Source organism: Thauera sp. SDU_THAU2, from assembly GCF_038260575.1.
In the GTDB taxonomy this organism is placed as follows: Bacteria; Pseudomonadota; Gammaproteobacteria; order Burkholderiales; family Rhodocyclaceae; genus Thauera.
The window spans coordinates 2,192,057-2,208,672 of record NZ_JBBWUN010000003.1; the positions used below are offsets into that span (position 1 = coordinate 2,192,057).

General features: G+C 66.4%; 16 protein-coding genes. 8 read left to right on the forward strand and 8 right to left on the reverse strand.

Annotation, left to right across the window (positions count from 1 at the left end; genetic code table 11):
* Positions 1-13: 13 nt before the first annotated feature.
* From AAFL97_RS11680 to AAFL97_RS11695, 4 genes are read left to right on the forward strand one after another with little or no spacing between them, the layout of a single operon-like run.
* Positions 14-5,413, forward strand: a complete 5,400-nt coding sequence (locus tag AAFL97_RS11680) for a DNA repair ATPase (protein ID WP_341645066.1) — start codon at positions 14-16, stop codon at positions 5,411-5,413.
* Positions 5,414-5,430: 17 nt separating this feature from the next.
* Entirely contained in the window at positions 5,431-5,988 is a 558-nt protein-coding gene (locus tag AAFL97_RS11685; protein WP_341645067.1) for a mechanosensitive ion channel family protein, read from the forward strand.
* A 21-nt stretch (positions 5,989-6,009) separates the two neighbouring features.
* A complete protein-coding gene (locus AAFL97_RS11690) occupies positions 6,010-6,528 on the forward strand; it encodes a zeta toxin family protein (RefSeq protein WP_341645068.1) in 519 nt (172 codons plus the stop codon).
* The gene (locus AAFL97_RS11695; protein WP_341645069.1) at positions 6,525-6,740 is read left to right on the forward strand and encodes a hypothetical protein; all 216 of its coding nucleotides are present in this window, start codon (positions 6,525-6,527) and stop codon (positions 6,738-6,740) included. The genes AAFL97_RS11690 and AAFL97_RS11695 overlap by 4 nt, the downstream gene beginning before the upstream one ends.
* 107 nt (positions 6,741-6,847) lie before the next feature.
* Here AAFL97_RS11695 and AAFL97_RS11700 read toward each other — a convergent pair whose 3' ends face one another.
* The 7 genes from AAFL97_RS11700 to mltG are packed head-to-tail and all read right to left on the reverse strand — an operon-like array spanning position 6,848 to position 11,810.
* Positions 6,848-7,186 carry a zinc ribbon domain-containing protein YjdM gene (locus AAFL97_RS11700; RefSeq protein WP_068636552.1) on the reverse strand — a complete coding sequence of 113 codons (339 nt, stop codon included), beginning with the start codon at positions 7,184-7,186 and terminating at the stop codon, positions 6,848-6,850.
* 11 nt (positions 7,187-7,197) lie between these two features.
* Positions 7,198-7,920 carry an ankyrin repeat domain-containing protein gene (locus tag AAFL97_RS11705; RefSeq protein ID WP_341645070.1) on the reverse strand — a complete coding sequence of 241 codons (723 nt, stop codon included), beginning with the start codon at positions 7,918-7,920 and terminating at the stop codon, positions 7,198-7,200.
* Complete coding sequence (locus tag AAFL97_RS11710; RefSeq protein ID WP_341645071.1) at positions 7,901-8,677, reverse strand: TatD family hydrolase; 777 nt, start codon at positions 8,675-8,677, stop codon at positions 7,901-7,903. Before AAFL97_RS11710 ends, AAFL97_RS11705 begins: the two co-directional genes overlap by 20 nt.
* 37 nt (positions 8,678-8,714) lie before the next feature.
* Complete coding sequence (locus AAFL97_RS11715) at positions 8,715-9,080, reverse strand: PilZ domain-containing protein (protein WP_263461239.1); 366 nt, start codon at positions 9,078-9,080, stop codon at positions 8,715-8,717.
* Positions 9,077-10,147, reverse strand: a complete 1,071-nt coding sequence (gene holB, locus AAFL97_RS11720) for a DNA polymerase III subunit delta' (protein WP_341645072.1) — start codon at positions 10,145-10,147, stop codon at positions 9,077-9,079. The genes AAFL97_RS11715 and holB overlap by 4 nt, the downstream gene beginning before the upstream one ends.
* Positions 10,144-10,797, reverse strand: coding sequence for a dTMP kinase (gene tmk, locus AAFL97_RS11725; protein ID WP_341645073.1), 654 nt, complete (start codon positions 10,795-10,797; stop codon positions 10,144-10,146). Before tmk ends, holB begins: the two co-directional genes overlap by 4 nt.
* The gene (gene mltG / locus AAFL97_RS11730; RefSeq protein WP_341645074.1) at positions 10,794-11,810 is read right to left on the reverse strand and encodes an endolytic transglycosylase MltG; all 1,017 of its coding nucleotides are present in this window, start codon (positions 11,808-11,810) and stop codon (positions 10,794-10,796) included. The genes tmk and mltG overlap by 4 nt, the downstream gene beginning before the upstream one ends.
* A 147-nt stretch (positions 11,811-11,957) precedes the next feature.
* On the opposite strand from mltG, the gene ygfZ reads away from it, so the two are divergent.
* The 4 genes from ygfZ (at position 11,958) to AAFL97_RS11755 (ending at position 15,071) form a co-directional block, all read left to right on the forward strand.
* On the forward strand, positions 11,958-13,007 hold the full coding sequence (ygfZ, locus tag AAFL97_RS11735; RefSeq protein ID WP_341645075.1) for a CAF17-like 4Fe-4S cluster assembly/insertion protein YgfZ: 1,050 nt from the start codon (positions 11,958-11,960) through the stop codon (positions 13,005-13,007).
* A 35-nt stretch (positions 13,008-13,042) separates the two neighbouring features.
* Positions 13,043-13,390, forward strand: coding sequence for a DUF4936 family protein (locus AAFL97_RS11740; RefSeq protein ID WP_341645076.1), 348 nt, complete (start codon positions 13,043-13,045; stop codon positions 13,388-13,390).
* Between the two features lie 4 nt (positions 13,391-13,394).
* The gene (locus tag AAFL97_RS11745; RefSeq protein ID WP_341645077.1) at positions 13,395-14,171 is read left to right on the forward strand and encodes an NRDE family protein; all 777 of its coding nucleotides are present in this window, start codon (positions 13,395-13,397) and stop codon (positions 14,169-14,171) included.
* Between the two features lie 63 nt (positions 14,172-14,234).
* Positions 14,235-15,071 carry an RrF2 family transcriptional regulator gene (locus AAFL97_RS11755; RefSeq protein WP_445954491.1) on the forward strand — a complete coding sequence of 279 codons (837 nt, stop codon included), beginning with the start codon at positions 14,235-14,237 and terminating at the stop codon, positions 15,069-15,071.
* Positions 15,072-15,304: 233 nt separating this feature from the next.
* On the opposite strand, the gene AAFL97_RS11760 is transcribed toward AAFL97_RS11755, so the two are convergent.
* Positions 15,305-16,516: an NAD(P)/FAD-dependent oxidoreductase gene (locus tag AAFL97_RS11760; RefSeq protein ID WP_341645078.1), complete on the reverse strand. Its 1,212-nt coding sequence runs from the start codon at positions 16,514-16,516 to the stop codon at positions 15,305-15,307.
* Positions 16,517-16,616: the final 100 nt, after the last annotated feature.

Sequence of the window (16,616 nt, forward strand, 5' to 3'; positions counted from 1 at the left end):
GCGAAGAACGACGATGTCCGACACCCTGCCCTCATCCGACTCCGCCCTCGTCGACCAGGCCGTCGCCAGCGGCGGCGCCTATGAAGTACTGCGCAGGCGGCTGGCCGAACAGGGCGCCGGCCTGCGCGGCCTGGCGTCGCAGATCAATGCCGGCCGCATCGAGGAGTTCGGCAGCAGCGGCATGGCCCTGCTCGGGCGCTTCCGCCTGCGCAGCGAGAACAACTGCGTCGGCCGCGACATCGTCCAGGTCGGCGACATGCTGCTGTTCGGCTACAACGTCTTCATCGGCCTGAAGCAGGAAACCCGCATCCAGGACGTGTTCTCGCTGTACCGGCTGGAAGAGACCGAAGCCGGCTACGACGTGGTGCCGCTCGACATCGCGCAAAGCTTTCTCGGCGCGGCCAGCTTCGTGCAGGATTTCCGCGAGCTGTACACCTACTACAAGGATGCCCGCCTGCTGCAACTGGCGGTGCGCGACGGCAAGCTGCTGGCGAGCTTCCAGATCGGCGCGCGCATCACCGACATCCGCGTGTTCCGCTGGTCGGTGTCGGCGGACGGCCGCGAAGTGCGCTATATCGACAACCGCGGCGAGCGTGACATCGCCCTGCCCGCCCCCTTCGATTTCGAATGGATACGCACCGGGCGCAACGACGTCGTGCACGGCCGCCACCCGCACCTGAACATCCTCGACACGGTATTCGTCGAAACCGTCGGCGGCGACCTGACGGTCAAGATCGAGAACAACACCGAAGACGGCATGGGCGTCTACCGCGAGGAAGTCGTCGACAAGACCCAGTCGCTCGACGACGCCGCGGTGGAATACGCCCGCGTCGGCAGCCTGATCCTGCTCCGGATCCTGCCCTACCGCGAGGAGCGGTGGCGCCATCTGGTGTACAACACGCTGACGCAGAAAGTGCAGCGTATCGACGCCATCGGCCTGGCCTGCATCCAGCTGCCGGAAGACCACGGCATCATCTTTCCCGGCGGCTACTATCTGCAGAACGGCGAAAGCAAGGCTTTCGACCAGCAGATGGAAGGCATGCGCTACCGCCGCAGCATCCGCTCGCCCAACGGCGAGGACGTGCTCTACGTCTTCTACGAGCCGCACAGCGGCCGCATGGCGCTGTTCAACTACAACCTGATCGAACGGCAGTTGCAGACGCCGCTGATCGGCCACGGCTACGCGCGGCTCGAAGACGGCCGCATGGTGCTGTTCAGCTCCGAATCCGACGAGCCGACCCGCATCCACCCGATGCAGGTCTGGCGCACGCCCTTCTTCAGCGAGGAATTCGCCGCCCGCCAGGCGCCCGGCGGCAGCTTCTACGGCCGCATCGGCAACGCCGAGCTGGTGCGCGGCATTTCCGAACTGTTCAGCCTGGTGCGCGAGATCGACGCCGCGGAGGTGTCGGTACAGCGCTACCAGCGCCTGATCGACCAGGCCCGGCGGCTGTTCGACCGCTACCACTGGATGGCCGAAGCCTGCGACGGCGCACTGGCGCGGACACTGCACGAGATCGTCGCCTCGGGCGAATCCGTGCTCGACGAATTCGAGAAGGTCGAAAGCATCCGCAAGGCTTCGGCGCGTTCGATGGCCGAGGCCGAGACCCGCCACAAGGCGCTGCTGGCCAGGCTGCGGATGCAGGACTGGAAGCAGGCGCAGGACTACGTGCAGGCACTGCAGGCGATCGCCGCCGAGCGCGGCCACCTGCTCAGCGTGCGCGAACTGCGCTACATCGACGCCGCACGCATCGACACGATGGAAGCCGAACTGGTCGCCGCCCAGGAAGGCGTCGCCGCCGACACCGCGACCTTCCTCGCCAGCGAGGAAGCGCTGCAGCCCTACGGCGAACGCCTCGCCGAACTCGACCAGCAAGCGCAGAAAGCCGAGACCGGCACGCAACTGGACGAGCCGCTGCGGGGCATGGATGCGATGTCCGCCGAGCTCGACACCTTGTCGGAGCTGATGGCAACGCTGAAGGTCGACGACGCCACCCGGCGCACCCGCATCGTCGAAACGATCTCGGCCATCTACGCGCGGCTCAACCAGGCCAAGGCCCGCGCCGGCCAGCGCCGCCGCAGCCTGGGCGCCAGCGAGCGGGTGGCGCAGTTCGGCGCGCAGTTCTCGCTGTTCGGCCAGAGCATCGTCAGCGCCCTGGCGCTGGCGCAGGATCCCGAGCGCTGCGACGAGCAACTGTCGCGGCTGCTGATCCAGCTCGAAGAACTGGAAAGCCAGTTCGGCGAACACGAAACCTTCCTCGGCGACATCGTCGCCAAGCGCGAGGAACTGCTCGAGACCTTCGAAGGCCACAAGCAGGCCCTGCTCGACGAACGCCAGCGCAAAGCACAGGCTGTGCAGGATGCCGCCGTGCGCATCCTCGACGGCCTGGGGCGGCGCACCGAACGGCTGGCGACGCTCGACGAGCTGAACGCCTTCTTCGCCGGCGACGCGCTGATCCTGAAGCTGCGCGAACTGGCCGGGCGGCTGCGCGAGCTCAAGGACAACGTCAAGGCCGACGACGTCGAAGCACGCCTCAAGGGCGTGCGCGACCAGGCGGTGCGCGCGCTGCGCGACCGCAGCGAACTGTTCGAGGACGGCGGCGAGCTGATCCGCCTCGGCCGCCACCGCTTCAGCGTCAACAAGCAGCAACTCGACCTGACGCTGATGCCGCGCGGCGACACGCTTTACCTGCACCTGGTCGGCACCGACTACATGGAGCCGCTGCACGACCCGCAGCTCGTCGCGCTGCGGCCGTTCTGGGACGTCTCGCTGGCCTCGGAATCGCCGCGCCTGTATCGCGGCGAATACCTCGCCCTGCAAGTCCTCGACGCCGCCGAACGGCAGGCCGAAGGCTGGAGCCTCGACCGCCTGCACGCGCTGCTGCTGCAAACCGACGCGCTCGACCACGCGCTGCGCGAATTCGCCGCGCCGCGCTACCGCGAAGGCTACGAACGCGGCATCCACGACCACGACGCCGCGCGCATCCTGCAGGCGCTGGTGCCGATGCGCGAAGCCGCCGGTCTGCTGGCGATCGAAGCGGACGCACGCGCGCTGGCGGTGCTGTACTGGGGGCAGCGCAAGCAGGTGCAGAAACCGGACGCCAGCGCCGTGCTGGCGCAATGGTCCGCCCGCGCCCGCCAGGCGCTAGACCTGCAGCGCCTGCTCGGCAGCGACGCCGCCCGCAGCAGCCTGGCCGGCGAAATCGCCGCGGCCTTGCAGGCCTTCATCGAACGGCACGCGCTCGCCATCGACCCCGCGCTGTGTCCCACCGCCGCCGACTACCTGCTGCGCGAGCTCGGCGACAGCGCACCGCGCTTCAGCTTCACCGGCCAGGCCCGGCAACTGGTCGAGGCGCTACAAGGCAGGCTCGAAACCGACGGCCGCTGGAGCAGCCTGCTGCACGACTGGCGCAACACTTCCAGCGACGGCCTGCCGCTGGCCGCGCGCTGGCAGAGCGCCTTGCAATGGGTACAGGCGCTATGCGCCGAGGCGGCACCGGTCGCTGCGGACGACTCCGCCCAGACGGAATCCCTCGCCGCCCTCGGCGATCACGCCGCCGAAGCCGCCGCCTGGCTGGTCGCGGGCGACGAAGTGCCCCACCGCTTCAGCAGCGTGGCGCTGCGCACCGCCGTCACCGGCCTGCTCGGCCAGCACCCGCGCATCGCCGACGGCGCCCTGGTGCTGGCGGTGGACGAGCTCGCCCGCCGTGCGCACTGGCACCGCCACGAGTTCATGCCGCAGCTCCAGCAATACCAGCAGCTGCGCCACGACATCCTGGTGCGCGAGCGCGAGGCGATGCGGCTGGACGAATTCCGCCCCCGCCCGCTGAGCAGCTTCGTCCGCAACAAGCTGATCAACGACGTTTACCTGGGCGTGATCGGCGACAACCTCGCCAAGCAGATGGGCAGCGCCGGCGACAACAAGCGCAGCGACCTGATGGGCCTGCTGATGATGATTTCGCCGCCGGGCTACGGCAAGACCACGCTGATGGAATACGTCGCCCATCGCCTCGGCCTGATCTTCATGAAGATCAACGGCCCGGCGCTCGGCCACGAAGTGCGCTCGCTCGACCCCGCCCAGGCGCCGGACGCCACCTCGCGGCAGGAGCTGGAAAAGCTCAACCTGGCGCTGGAGATGGGCAACAACGTGATGCTGTACGTCGACGACATCCAGCACACCCACCCCGAGTTCCTGCAGAAGTTCATCTCGCTGTCCGACGGCACCCGGCGCATCGAGGGCGTGTGGAAAGGCCGCACGCGCACCTACGACATGCGCGGCAAGAAGTTCTGCGTGGTGATGGCCGGCAACCCCTACACCGAATCCGGCGAAGTCTTCAAGATTCCCGACATGCTCGCCAACCGCGCCGACATCTACAACCTCGGCGACGTGCTGGGCGGCATGGAGGACGTGTTCAAGCTCAGCTACATCGAGAACAGCCTGACCAGCAACGCGGTGCTGGCGCCGCTCGCCACCCGCGACCTCAAGGACCTCTACCTCATCATCGACAAGCTGCAGGGCAAGGAATTCTCCGCCAACGCACTCAGCCACGCCTACAGTGCCGCCGAACTGCGCGACATCGAGGCTACGCTGCAACGCCTGCTGCAAGTGCGCGAAGTGGTCTATCGCGTCAACCAGCAATACATCGCCAGCGCCGCGCAGGCCGAGGCCTACCGCACCGAGCCGCCGTTCAAGCTGCAGGGCTCCTACCGCAACATGAACAAACTGGCGGAAAAGATCTCGGCGGTGATGAACGAAGCCGAACTGCAGCAACTGCTGGCCGACCATTACGTCGGCGAAGCGCAGTTGCTGACCAGCGGCGCCGAGGAGAATCTGCTCAAGCTCGCCGAACTGCGCGGCAGCCTGAACGGCGACGATGCCGCACGCTGGGCACGGATCAAGCGCGACTACCTGCGCAACAAGGCCATCGGCGGCAGCGATACCGACGTCGCCGGCAGGATCGTCGCGCAGTTGATGGACCTGGTCGAAGCCACCCGCCACAACGCCGTGCTGGCCGAACAGACCGCTGCCCGGCCCGCCGAGACACAGCCCTGGGCGGACATCGTCGCCGCCCTGCTGCAATCGGCCAAGGCCCAGACCGAACAGGCCCGCCACGTCGCCACGCTGGCGCGCACCAAGGCCAGCGCGAGTGAAGACCGGGCTGAACAGCCGCTGCAAAACCTGACGGCCCTGCTCCAGCAGGCACTGCAACCGATCCAGACCCACCTGGACGAAAGCCGCAAGCAGCAGCTCGGCCTGCACCGGGTACTGCTCGAGATCGCCGAACGTCTGCGCGTCGTGGCCGAGGCCGAAGCCGCCGGCGCCGCCCACGACAGCGAGCGCAAGCTGCGCTTGCTGGATCGCGCCTTCAACCGCATGATCGAAAAAGACGCACGCCCTGGAGAGAATGCGGACTGAACCGCATCATTGTGACGATGAAACCCCTGCTTCCCGAATGGCTTCACCCCTGGCTCGAATTCATCACGCTCGGCCTGCAGCTCATGCTGGTCCTGCTCGCTGCCTGGGTGCTGAACATGCTGGTCCGGCGCATCGTCCGCCGCCTGGGCGAGCGCTACAACCTGCCGCCCGAGCTGACTCTCATCGTTCGCCGCAGCATCGCCTTCATCATCTATGCCGGCGCGCTGCTGACGATCCTGGACCGCTTCGGCGTATCCGGCACGGTGCTGTGGACCGCCTTCACCGGCTTTGCCGCAGTCGCGGCCGTGGCCTTCTTCGCCGCCTGGAGCGTGCTGTCCAACATCTTCTGCACGCTGCTGATCTTCACCACCCGACCCTTCCGCCTCCACGACCACATCGAGGTGATCGAGAACGGCGAAAAACCCGGCCTGAAGGGACAGGTGACCGACATCAACCTGATCTTCACCACGCTGCACGAGCGCCTGCCCGACGGCAGCGACACCGTGCTGCACGTCCCCAACAGCCTGTTCTTCCAGCGTGCGATCCGGCGCTGGCGCAGCCTGCCGCCGCTTTGAAGCGCGTGAGGAACAGAGCCGATGGACAAGAAAATCATCATCATCGCCGGCCCGAACGGTGCGGGAAAAACCACCTTTGCCCGTTCCTTCCTGCCGGAGGAAGCCCAATGCCCGCGCTTCATCAACGCGGACCTGATTGCCGCCGGACTGTCGCCGTTTGCTCCCGAGGCTGCCGCCATCAGGGCTGGACGCTTGATGCTGGAAGAAATGAGTGCCTGCACACGGCGCGGAGACAGCTTTGCTTTCGAGACGACGCTATCCGGCCTGAGTTATTTGCGCCATATCGACCATTGGCGCGCAATGGGCTACCACGTCAGTCTGTTCTTTCTGACGCTACCCAGCGAAGAAGCAGCCATTGCACGAGTGGCAAAGCGTGTGAGCCAAGGCGGGCATGACATCCCGGAAGCTGTGATCCGCCGCCGTTTTGTGGCAGGGCGGCACAACTTCGAGAAACATTACAAAGACAAAGTCGACGCTTGGGCCTTGTACGACAATGCCGGCGCGGAGCCTACCTTACTTGAATGGGGAGAAAGCCAATGACTGCGAATGACATTTCCACCGCCAAAGACCCCGATCTGCGCGCTTCGATGGCAGCCATACGACGGGCAGCAGAGCAAGCCCGCAAAACGGCCATCCAAACGGATACCGGCATCGTCATCGTACGAAATGGGCAAGTGGTTCATGTTCCTGCGGAAGAACTGCAACAACAAGAACGTGAATCAGAACGCAAGTCCTCGACGTCGCCTCGATGAACGCACTATCCGTCCGGAAATGGGTAAGCCGCGGTAGGTCGTATTGCGCCGGTTCGATCAGGCCCAGCTCTTGGGCCTGAATCCCTTGAGCACTTGGGGCACGAACTTCAGGCCTTGCGCACGAACTCCGACTTCAGCTTCATCGCGCCGATGCCGTCGATCTTGCAATCGATGTCGTGATCGCCGTCGATCAGGCGGATGTTCTTGACCTTGGTGCCGACCTTCACCACCAGCGACGAGCCCTTCACCTTCAGGTCCTTGATCACGGTGACGCTGTCGCCGTCCTGCAGCACGTTGCCGTTGGCGTCCTTGAACACCTTTTCGGCTTCACCCGCTTCCTCCGCGGCTTGCGGCCACTCGTGCGCGCATTCGGGGCAGACGTAGTTGATGCCGTCCTCGTAGGTGTATTCGGAGCTGCATTCGGGGCACTTGGGCAGACTGCTCATGCTTCCTTCCTTTATTCGATCGTGATCCGCATCGACGGCGCCGGCAGGCCCCGACGCTTGCGCTCGGCCTCGATCAGTCTGGCGATGTCGGTGTTGCGGTTCTGCAGCGCCCACGCGTCGGCGGTCAGGCCGGCGTCGTTCAGCGCATTCAGGTCGGTCTCCGGCACGGCGAGCAGGCGGCGCACCACCTTGATATGGCCGTTGCGGGCGGCGAGCATCAGCGGCGTGGCGAGGTTCGGTGCCCGCGCATTGACGTCCGCGCCGGCGGCGAACAGCGCATCGAGCATGGATTCGCGGCCTTCGAAGGCGGCGTAGTGCAGCGGCGCCCAGCCGTCGTGATTCACTTTGGCGCCGGCCTTCAGCAGCACGCGGACGACGTCGTCGTAGCCGCCCAGCACCGCCAGCATCAGCGCCGAATCGCCGCTGGAGCTTTGCTGGTCTATCGGCACGCCGCGCTGCAGCAAGGCTTCGACCGTGGCGGCCTGGCCTTCGCGCGCAGCGAGGATCAGCAGGGTGTTGCCGCTGGCATCCACGCTGTTCGGATCGATGCCGCCGTCGATCAGCCTGGTCAGGCCTTTCGCATCGCCCAGCACGGCGGCGTTGCGCGCATCGTCGAAGGTGCCGGCCGCATGCGCGCCCAGGCTGAGGGTGGCGATGGCGGCCGCGGCGAGCAGGCGGCGGAGCGGATGCTTGCGGTTCTGGCGCGGGGAGGTTTCAGGCAGGTCTTTGTGCATGATGGAAGAGTCGGAAAAAGTTGTCGGTACAGGCCTGTTCGATGCGGGCCAGCGGTTCGTCGCGCAGGCGGGCGATTTCCTCGGCGACATGCACGACCCAGGCGGGTTCGTTGGTCCTGCCGCGATGCGGCACCGGTGCCAGATAGGGCGCGTCGGTCTCGATCAGCAGGCGGTCGAGCGGCACGCGCCTGGCGACCTCCTTCAGCTCCTTGGCGTTGCGGAAGGTGACGATGCCGGAAAAGGAGATGTAGAAATCCAGCTCGAGCGCGGCGTCGGCCACGTCCTGGCTTTCGGTGAAGCAGTGCATGACGCCGCCGGCCTCGTGTGCCTTTTCCTCGCGCATCAGCCGCAGCGTATCTTCTGCGGCGCTGCGGGTGTGGATGACGAGCGGCTTGCCGGTCTCGCGCGCGGCGCGGATGTGGGTGCGGAAGCGCTCGCGCTGCCATTCGGGCGCGTCCTTCTGCCAGTAGTAGTCCAGGCCGGTCTCGCCGATGGCGACCACCTTGGGGTGGTCGGCCAGCGCGACCAGGCGGGCGACGTCGGGTTCGTCGCAGTCGGCGTTGTCGGGATGCACGCCCACCGAAGCCCACAGCTGCGGGTGCCGCTCGGCCAGCGCGCGCACCTGCGGAAAATCCTCGAGCTTGACGCTGATGCACAGCGCGGTGCCGACGTCGTTGGCCGCCATGTTGGCGAGCACTTCGTCCTCGCGGGCGATCAGGTCGGGAAAATCGAGATGGCAGTGGGAATCGACGAACATCGTGAAAACCGGAAAGAATGGATCAGGTCGGCAGCGCTCAGATCGTGTGCGTCGGCCGGCTGGAGCTGAGGTGGCCGGCGAGGATCTGCTCGATGCGGCCGCGCAGCACCTTGCTGGCATCGTCGTCCGAGAACTGCACGCCGACGCCCTGCGTCTTGCCGCCCTGTGCGCCCTGCGGCGTCAGCCAGGCCACCCGCCCCGCCACCGGGTGGCGCGTCGGGTCGTCCATCAGTTGCAGCAGCATGAAGACTTCGTCGCCGAGGTTGTAGCTCTTCGGCGTGGGCACGAACAGACCGCCGTTGTTCAGGAAAGGCATGTAGGCCGCATACAGCGCGGATTTCGAGTTGATGTTCAGCGACAGCACGCTCGGGCGCGCCGTCTGCGGTTTGGCGTGGCTGCTCATCCTCTTGCTCCGGGGAAGCTGCGCGCATAGCGCAGCAACATGTCTTCGAGAACCAGGCGCAGGCTCAGGGGGTGGCGCGACACCTTGCGGATTTGCGCGATCTCATTGTAGCAGCCGCTCACCGCGGCCACGCTGGCGCGGCTGGCGAGCGCCGACAGCAAGCCTTCCTGGGCCGGGAAGAAGCGGACCCGGCCGCCCAGCCGCAAGGCCGCCAGGTCGCTGACCCAGCGCTGCATCCAGTCGGTGAGTTCGGGCAGGCCGAAGCCGGCCGCCAGCGCTTCCTTCGACTTCAGCCAGGCTTCCCACTGGCCGGCGATACGCAGCGCATCCGCTGCCTGCAGATTGGAGACGTCGCGCACGAAGCGATCGAGCAAGGCATCGGCACCACGCTGGGCCATGCGCTCGGCCGCCAGCGGCATGCCGCCGCCGATCGCCAGCAGCGCCTGCACGGCAGGCGTCGCGTCTGCCTTCCATTGCGCCAGCGCCGCCTCGTCCGGGCGCGAGAACGGCCACTGCTGGCAGCGGCTGCGGATCGTCGGCAACAGGCGGCGCGACGCCGACGACACCAGCAGGAACACGCAGCCTGCGGGCGGCTCTTCGAGCAGTTTCAACAAGGCGTTGGCGGTGAAGACGTTCATCGCTTCGGCGGGATCGAGCACCACCACCCGCCGCGCGCTGTGGTGGCCGGTGACGCTCAGCGCCGACTGCAGCTCGCGGATCTGCTCGATCAGGATCTGCTCGGATTTGGCCTTGCCTTCCTTGGCCGGCGCCGCTTCTCCACCCTCGCCTTCGGCGCCGTCGACAGCGGCACCGGCCGCCGCATCTGCCGCGGGTACCACGCGATGCAGGTCGGGGTGGTTGCCCGCCAGCCGCCACTGGCAGGGCTCGCAGCGGTCGCAGGCGTGGCCGTCGGCCGCGGGGCTGTCGCACAGCAACCGCGCCGCCAGCGCCTCGGCCAGTTCGCGCTTGCCGAGGCCGGGCGGGCCGACGAATAGCAGCGCGTGCGGCAGGCGCCCGTCGAGCTCGACGAGGCGCGTCCACGCCGGCTGCATCCAGGGGTGGATCATGTCGGCAGGCTCTCGCGCACGATGCGCTCGATGTCGGCACGGATCAGCCCGGGGGCACGGTCGGCATCGACCACGCGGATGCGCTGCGGCGCCTGGCGTGCGCGTTCGAGATAGGCATTGCGCACGCGCTCGAAGAAGTCGCGCTGCTCACGCTCGAAGCGGTCGGGATCGACACCGGTCGACGCGACGCGGGCGGCGGCGGTTTCCGGCGGCAGGTCGAACAGCAGCGTCAGGTCGGGCTGCAGGCGGGGATGGACCCAGGCTTCGAGCGCATCGAACTTGTCGCGTGCCAGCCCGCGGCCGCCGACCTGGTAGGCGAAGGTGGCATCCGAGAAGCGGTCGCACACCACCCAGCGCCCGGCCGCCAGCGCCGGTTCGATGCGGGCGGCGAGATGCTCGCGGCGCGCGGCGAACATCAGCATGGCCTCGGTCTCCAGATTCATCGGCTCGTGCAGCAGCAACTCGCGCAGACGTTCGCCGAGCGGCGTGCCGCCGGGCTCGCGCGTCTGATCGACCTCGATGCCGCGCGCACGCAGCAGTTCGACGGTGGCGGCGATCTGGCTGCTCTTGCCCGCGCCGTCGATGCCTTCGAAGGTGATGAAGCGCCCGCGCGGCGGCTGTTCACCAGGGTTGAAGGGCTTCTCGTTCAAGGCTTGCTCCCGGGTCTGCCGGCGTTGCGGATGAAGCGGTTCACCGCCTGGTTGTGCTCGGCCAGCGTGCGCGAGAACTGGCTGCTGCCGTCGCCCCGCGAGACGAAATAGAGGAATTCGCTCTGTTGCGGCTTCACCGCAGCCAGCAGCGCGTCGGGGCCCGGCATCGCGATCGGCGTCGGCGGCAGTCCGCCGCGCGTATAGGTGTTCCAGGGATGGTCGGTTTCGAGATGCTTGCGCCGCAGCCGGCCGTCGAAATCGGCGCCGAGACCATAGATCACCGTCGGGTCGGTCTGCAGCGGCATGCCGATGCGCAGGCGGTTGGCGAAGACCGAGGCGACCAGGCCGCGATCCTCGGCGCGGCCGGTTTCCTTCTCGACGATGGAAGCGAGGATCAAGGCCTCGTAGGGCGTTTTCAGCGGCAGCGCCGGATCGCGCGCAGCCCAGGCCTGGTCGAGCCGCTGCTGCATCGCATGGTAGGCGCGGCGCAGCACGCCGGATGCGTCCGAACGCTTGTCGAACAGATAGGTGTCCGGGAAGAACAGGCCTTCCGGATGCGGCTCGGCGGCACCGATGCGGGCGAGGATTTCCGCGTCGCTGAGGCCCGCGGTATCCGGCTCCAGCTCGGGGTGGCTTTCCAGCACCTTGCGCACCTGGCTGAAAGTCCAGCCCTCCACCAGCAGCACGTCCGCCTGCGACACGTCGCCGTCCGACAGCTTCAGCACCAGTTGCCAGGGCGTGATGCCGGCATGGACCTCATAGCTGCCCGCCTTGATGGAATTGGCACGGCCGCCGATGCGGGCGAGCCAGCTCAGCCACGCCGGGTCGACGTCCACGCCTGCCTCGGCGATGAGCTTGGCGGCCTGGCGCATGCCCAGGCCACGCTGCACGGTGAAATCCACCACTTCGCTCTTCAGCGCCAGCGGGCGATGGGCGAACCATGTGCCGATGCCCGCCGCGACGGCGGCCAGCAGCACGAGCAGCAAAACGGAACGAAGCAGGAAACGTATCATCGTCGATCGACAAGACCATGGCGGGCGCAGGGGCGACCACCGTTTGGCGGGCGCCTATAATACTGCATCGCGCCGCCGGCCCGCCCAGCGGCGCCCCCGCCCCACCGTTTCCCCACCCCCAATCCGCTGGACCACACAATCAAGAACATGACCGCCTGGACCGATTTTCTTGCCCAGCAGGGCGCCGAGCTGGCAGACCACCATCTTCATTTCGCCGACCCCGCTGCCGAAGCTCGCGCCGTGGCCGAAGCCACCATCGTCGTGCCGCTGCTGCATCTCGGCACGGTGCGCTCGGTCGGCCCGGATTCCGCCGCCTTCATCCACAACCTGGTCTCCAACGAAGTGCAGAAGCTGGCGGCCGACAGCGCGGCCTGGAACAGCTTCAACTCGCCCAAGGGCCGCATGATCGCCAGCTTCCTGATCTGGCCGGAGAGTGACGGCCATTCGATGGTGCTGTCGGCCGACGTCCTGCCGGCCTTCCTGAAGAAGTTCTCGATGTACGTGCTGCGCAGCAAGGTGAAGCTGTCCGATGCCAGCGAAACACTGGTGCTGCTCGGCGTCGGCGGCAACGAGGCCGGCGCGGTGCTCGCCGGCGCCGGCCTCGCGGTGCCGGACGCGGCGATGAAGCAGACCGGCGGCGACGAGACCGGCGGCACCAGCGGACCACGCTGCATCCGCCTGGACGAGCGCAACTTCATCGTCGCAGTGGCGGCCGATGCCGCGCCGGCGCTGTTCGACGCACTGCAGGCGGCAGGCGCGGTCAAGGCCGGCACCGGTGCCTGGCAACTGGCGATGATCCGTGCCGGCATCCCGCTCATCAGCCAGCCGACGCAGGAAGAATTCGTCGCCCAGATGCTGAACTACGATCTGATCGGCGGCGTGAACTTCAAGAAAGGCTGTTACCCCGGCCAGGAGATCGTCGCCCGCACGCAATACCTCGGCAAGCTGAAGAAGCGCATGTATCGCGTCGCCGGCCCGTCCGGCACGCCGCTGCCGGCGGCCGGCACCGACATCTACGCGCCGGCCTTCGGCGAGCAGTCCGCCGGCAAGATCGTCAACGCCGCGCCGACGGCCGACGGCGGCTTCGAGGCGCTCGCGGTGCTGCAGACCAGCAGCGCCGAAGCGGGCGAACTCCACCTCGGCAGCGTCGATGGGCCGAGCCTGGCGCTGCGCGATCTGCCCTACTCGCTGGGCTGAGCCTTGCTCGCACCACTCCCGTCCATGCAGAAGCGATGAGCACGCCCGACGCTGCACCGCGCACGCCCGCCGAGGCGGTGCCCGAAGTGGTGCACCTCTACCTCTATTACCGCTTGCGGCCCAATGCGGACACTTCCGCTGCGGTCGCGCAGGTCCGTGCGATGCAGGCCGGGCTGGCACGACGCAGCGGCATCGAGGGCCGGCTGATGCGGCGCGCCGACGACCCGCTGACCTGGATGGAGGTCTACGAAGGCGTCGACAACCGCGCCGCCTTCATGCAGGCGCTGGACGCCGCCGTGCTGGAGCACCGGCTGGCCGGGCTGCTGGCGGACGGCAGCGCCCGCCACGTCGAGTGCTTCACCGAATCCATTCGCGAGCGCTGAACCCATGTGCCTGATCGTCTTCGCCTGGCAGAGCCACCCCGACTATCCGCTGGTCGTCGCCGCCAACCGCGACGAATACCTTGCCCGCCCGGCCGCTCCCGCGCACTGGTGGCCCGACGCACCCGACTTGCTCGCCGGCCGCGATCTGGAAGCCGGCGGCAGCTGGATGGGCCTGAGCCGCAGCGGCCGCTTCGCCGCACTGACCAATTACCGCGACCCCAGCCGCCACATCGAAGGAGCGCCGTCGCGCGGCGCGCTGGTCCGCAACGCGCTCGAATCGACCGACGATGCCGAGACCACGCTGAAACGCCTCGCCGGCGAGAGCGCGGCCTACGCCGCCTTCAACCTGCTGGTCGGCGACGGCCGCAGCCTCGGCGTGCTGGAAAGCGCCACCGGCGCGGTCAGGATGCTGGCACCCGGCATCTACGGCCTGTCGAACCATCTGCTCGACACGCCCTGGCCGAAGCTGCTGAAGGCGCGCGAAGGCCTCGCCGCGCTACTGCCGCGGCTGCCGGACGACGAGGCCGCGCTGGCCCTGCTGCGCAACAGCACGCCGGCCCCCGACCCCTATCTGCCGGAAACCGGCATCAGCCTGGAGTGGGAGCGCTGGCTGTCATCCGCCTTCATCCGCGCACCGGGCTACGGCACGCGCTGTTCGAGCCTGCTGATGGTCGACCGCCAGGGCGGCACCCGCCTGCGCGAATGGAGCTGGGACGCGCATGGCGAGCTGTATGGCGAAGTCATCCATCGTTTCACTGCGCTAGAAGTACTAACAGAATGACTTCTACGCCTTGCGCAGGTGCCGCCAGCAAATGATGCAGCAGGCGATCTCGAGAAGGGCTTCATGAATCATGGCGAGCCGCTCGAAGCGGATGCGCAATTACCGAAAGCTGTACAGCCATCCCAAGTTACGCTCGACGACCCAGCGAACCGGGGGATTTCCCGGATTGGTTTAATTGAGACCCCGCTATTGAGTTTGCGCAAAAAAGCACGCCAAATTGCGAATTACTATAATTTCAGTTTTGGCGTATACCCGCTTCACCAAAAATCAAGACACCTTTCTTGCGACCCAGGTCAAAGTTGGATACGCTTTCAATTACGATATTTACTGTCTGAGTTTAAAATGTCCCACATCAGCACAGGGGTTGAATACGGCTTGCACTGCCTGCTATTCCTGATCCGTTCTGATGGAGCCGTAGCGGAAGCCAGTGTGCGGGATCTGGCCGAACTTCAAGGTATTCCGAGCGAGTTCCTGGCCAAGTTGTTCACCAAGCTGGCCAAGGCCGAACTCGTTGTAGCCACGGAGGGGATCAAAGGCGGTTTCAGACTTGCACGGCCCGCCAATCGCATTACCGTGCATGACGTAGTTGTCGCTATCGACGGTGACAAGCCCTTGTTCGAGTGCCGTGAAATTCGTAGCCGTTGCGCGATATTCGATGACAGTGTGCCAGCTTGGGCAACACGAGGTACCTGTTCCGTTCATGCGGTCATGCAGGCAGCGGAAAAGGCGATGCGCGACGAACTTAAACGACACACCCTGGACGATCTGGCTCAGCGCGTTGCCGACAAGGCCCCCGCCGCGTACGAAATGCATGTTGTCGAATGGCTGTCGGATCGCGCGACGAATCGGCGCCGCGAGAGGCCGGAACCAGCGCGAGGACGGGCGCGCAAAAGCGCTTGAACGGGATAGGGGCAGCCAGGTAATCTCACCGCTCCCCTCCCATACCACCCGGCTGCCCGCTCGCCCTGCTCAGATCCGGTTCTTGTCCATCGGCCCGCAGTTGCGCTTCGCTGCATTCGCCGTGGTCAGCTCATGGGAAAACTCACACCTCCAAGATCGCACCCGTGCCGAGCGCATCGCAGAAAAAGCGGGGCGACCAGGAAAGGCCACCCCGCTTTTTCAGGGCGGCTTAATCAAGCTACGACGATACGGCGAGGGTCGGCCAAGGCGAAGAGTTCCGCACGATCTCCGCTCGGAGGATAAATCCATTCAGTATTGATCTTCGTCTTAAGCGCCTTGGCTTCAGCGCCGGCCATCTTCACCTGGCGATCCCAGCCTTCCGTATAGACGGCTCCCCAAGGACCCAGGTCCAAGCAGGTCACGTACTTCGGTTGGCTATACGGGAGCAGGCTTTCACCAAGCAGGTCCGCTGCCGCGTTATGGCCAGCCGAACGGCCGAGGTTCATTGCATGCTGGCAGGACATCATCGCGTAATTTCCTTCATGATCGGTCGCCGCATAAGCGCAATCGCCCGTTGCAAGCACCGTGTCGAGGCCCTTGACCTTCAGGTTGCGATCCACGTACAGCCGGCCAAAGGAATCGCGCTCGGCCGGGATTTGCGCCGTGAGCCCGCTGGCACGGGCCCCTCCGGTCCAGATGACCGTATCCGCTTCGATGCGTTCGCCGTTTTCGAGCGCCACACCCTTCGCATCGACAGAGGCCACGCCGGAACCGAGCTTCCAGGCCACGCCCAGGTCGGTCAGCGCCTGTGTGATCACCGGCCGCGGACCCGGCCCCAGGTCCGGCCCCACGTCGGCATTGCGTTCGACCATGATCACCTTCACGTCTGCATCGGCGCCCAAGGTTTCGCGCAGACGGGCCGGCATTTCCGCTGCCGTCTCGATGCCGGTGAAGCCCGCGCCCACGACGACCACGGTGTTGCGCCCGGCGCTCTTGGGCCGGCTCGCCAGACCGTGGATATGTGCTTCCAGTTTTGCAGCGTCGGCGATCTGGTCAACATTGAAAGCATGTTCGCCCAAGCCGGGGATGGGAGGACAGTTCAGACGGCTGCCGGCAGCGATGACCAGACGATCGTAAGCGATGGTTTGGCACGAGGCGTCTTCGCCCAGCCCGGCGACGCTCACTTCCTGCCTTTGCGTATCGATTCTTTCCACCAGGCCCGGGATGAACCTGATGCCGGCGGTCTTGAAAATGTTCTCCAGCGGAGCCTTCATGCCCGCCGGGTTCTGCTCGTAGAGGCGAGGCCGGACGTGCAGTTCCGGCTTCGGCGCAATGAGTGCAACCTCTACGTCGTCGCGCCCGACCTGATCAAGCAGGCGGGACGCGGACAGCGCGCTCCACATGCCGGAAAAACCGGCTCCAATGACAAGAATGCGTTTCGACATGCGTCATGCTCCTGGATCAAATTTTGTTGTCAACCGACCGGACCAACACCTGGGATGAAGCGCTCCGGCCAACTAAGCGGCACGAGCAGCTTCATGCCTA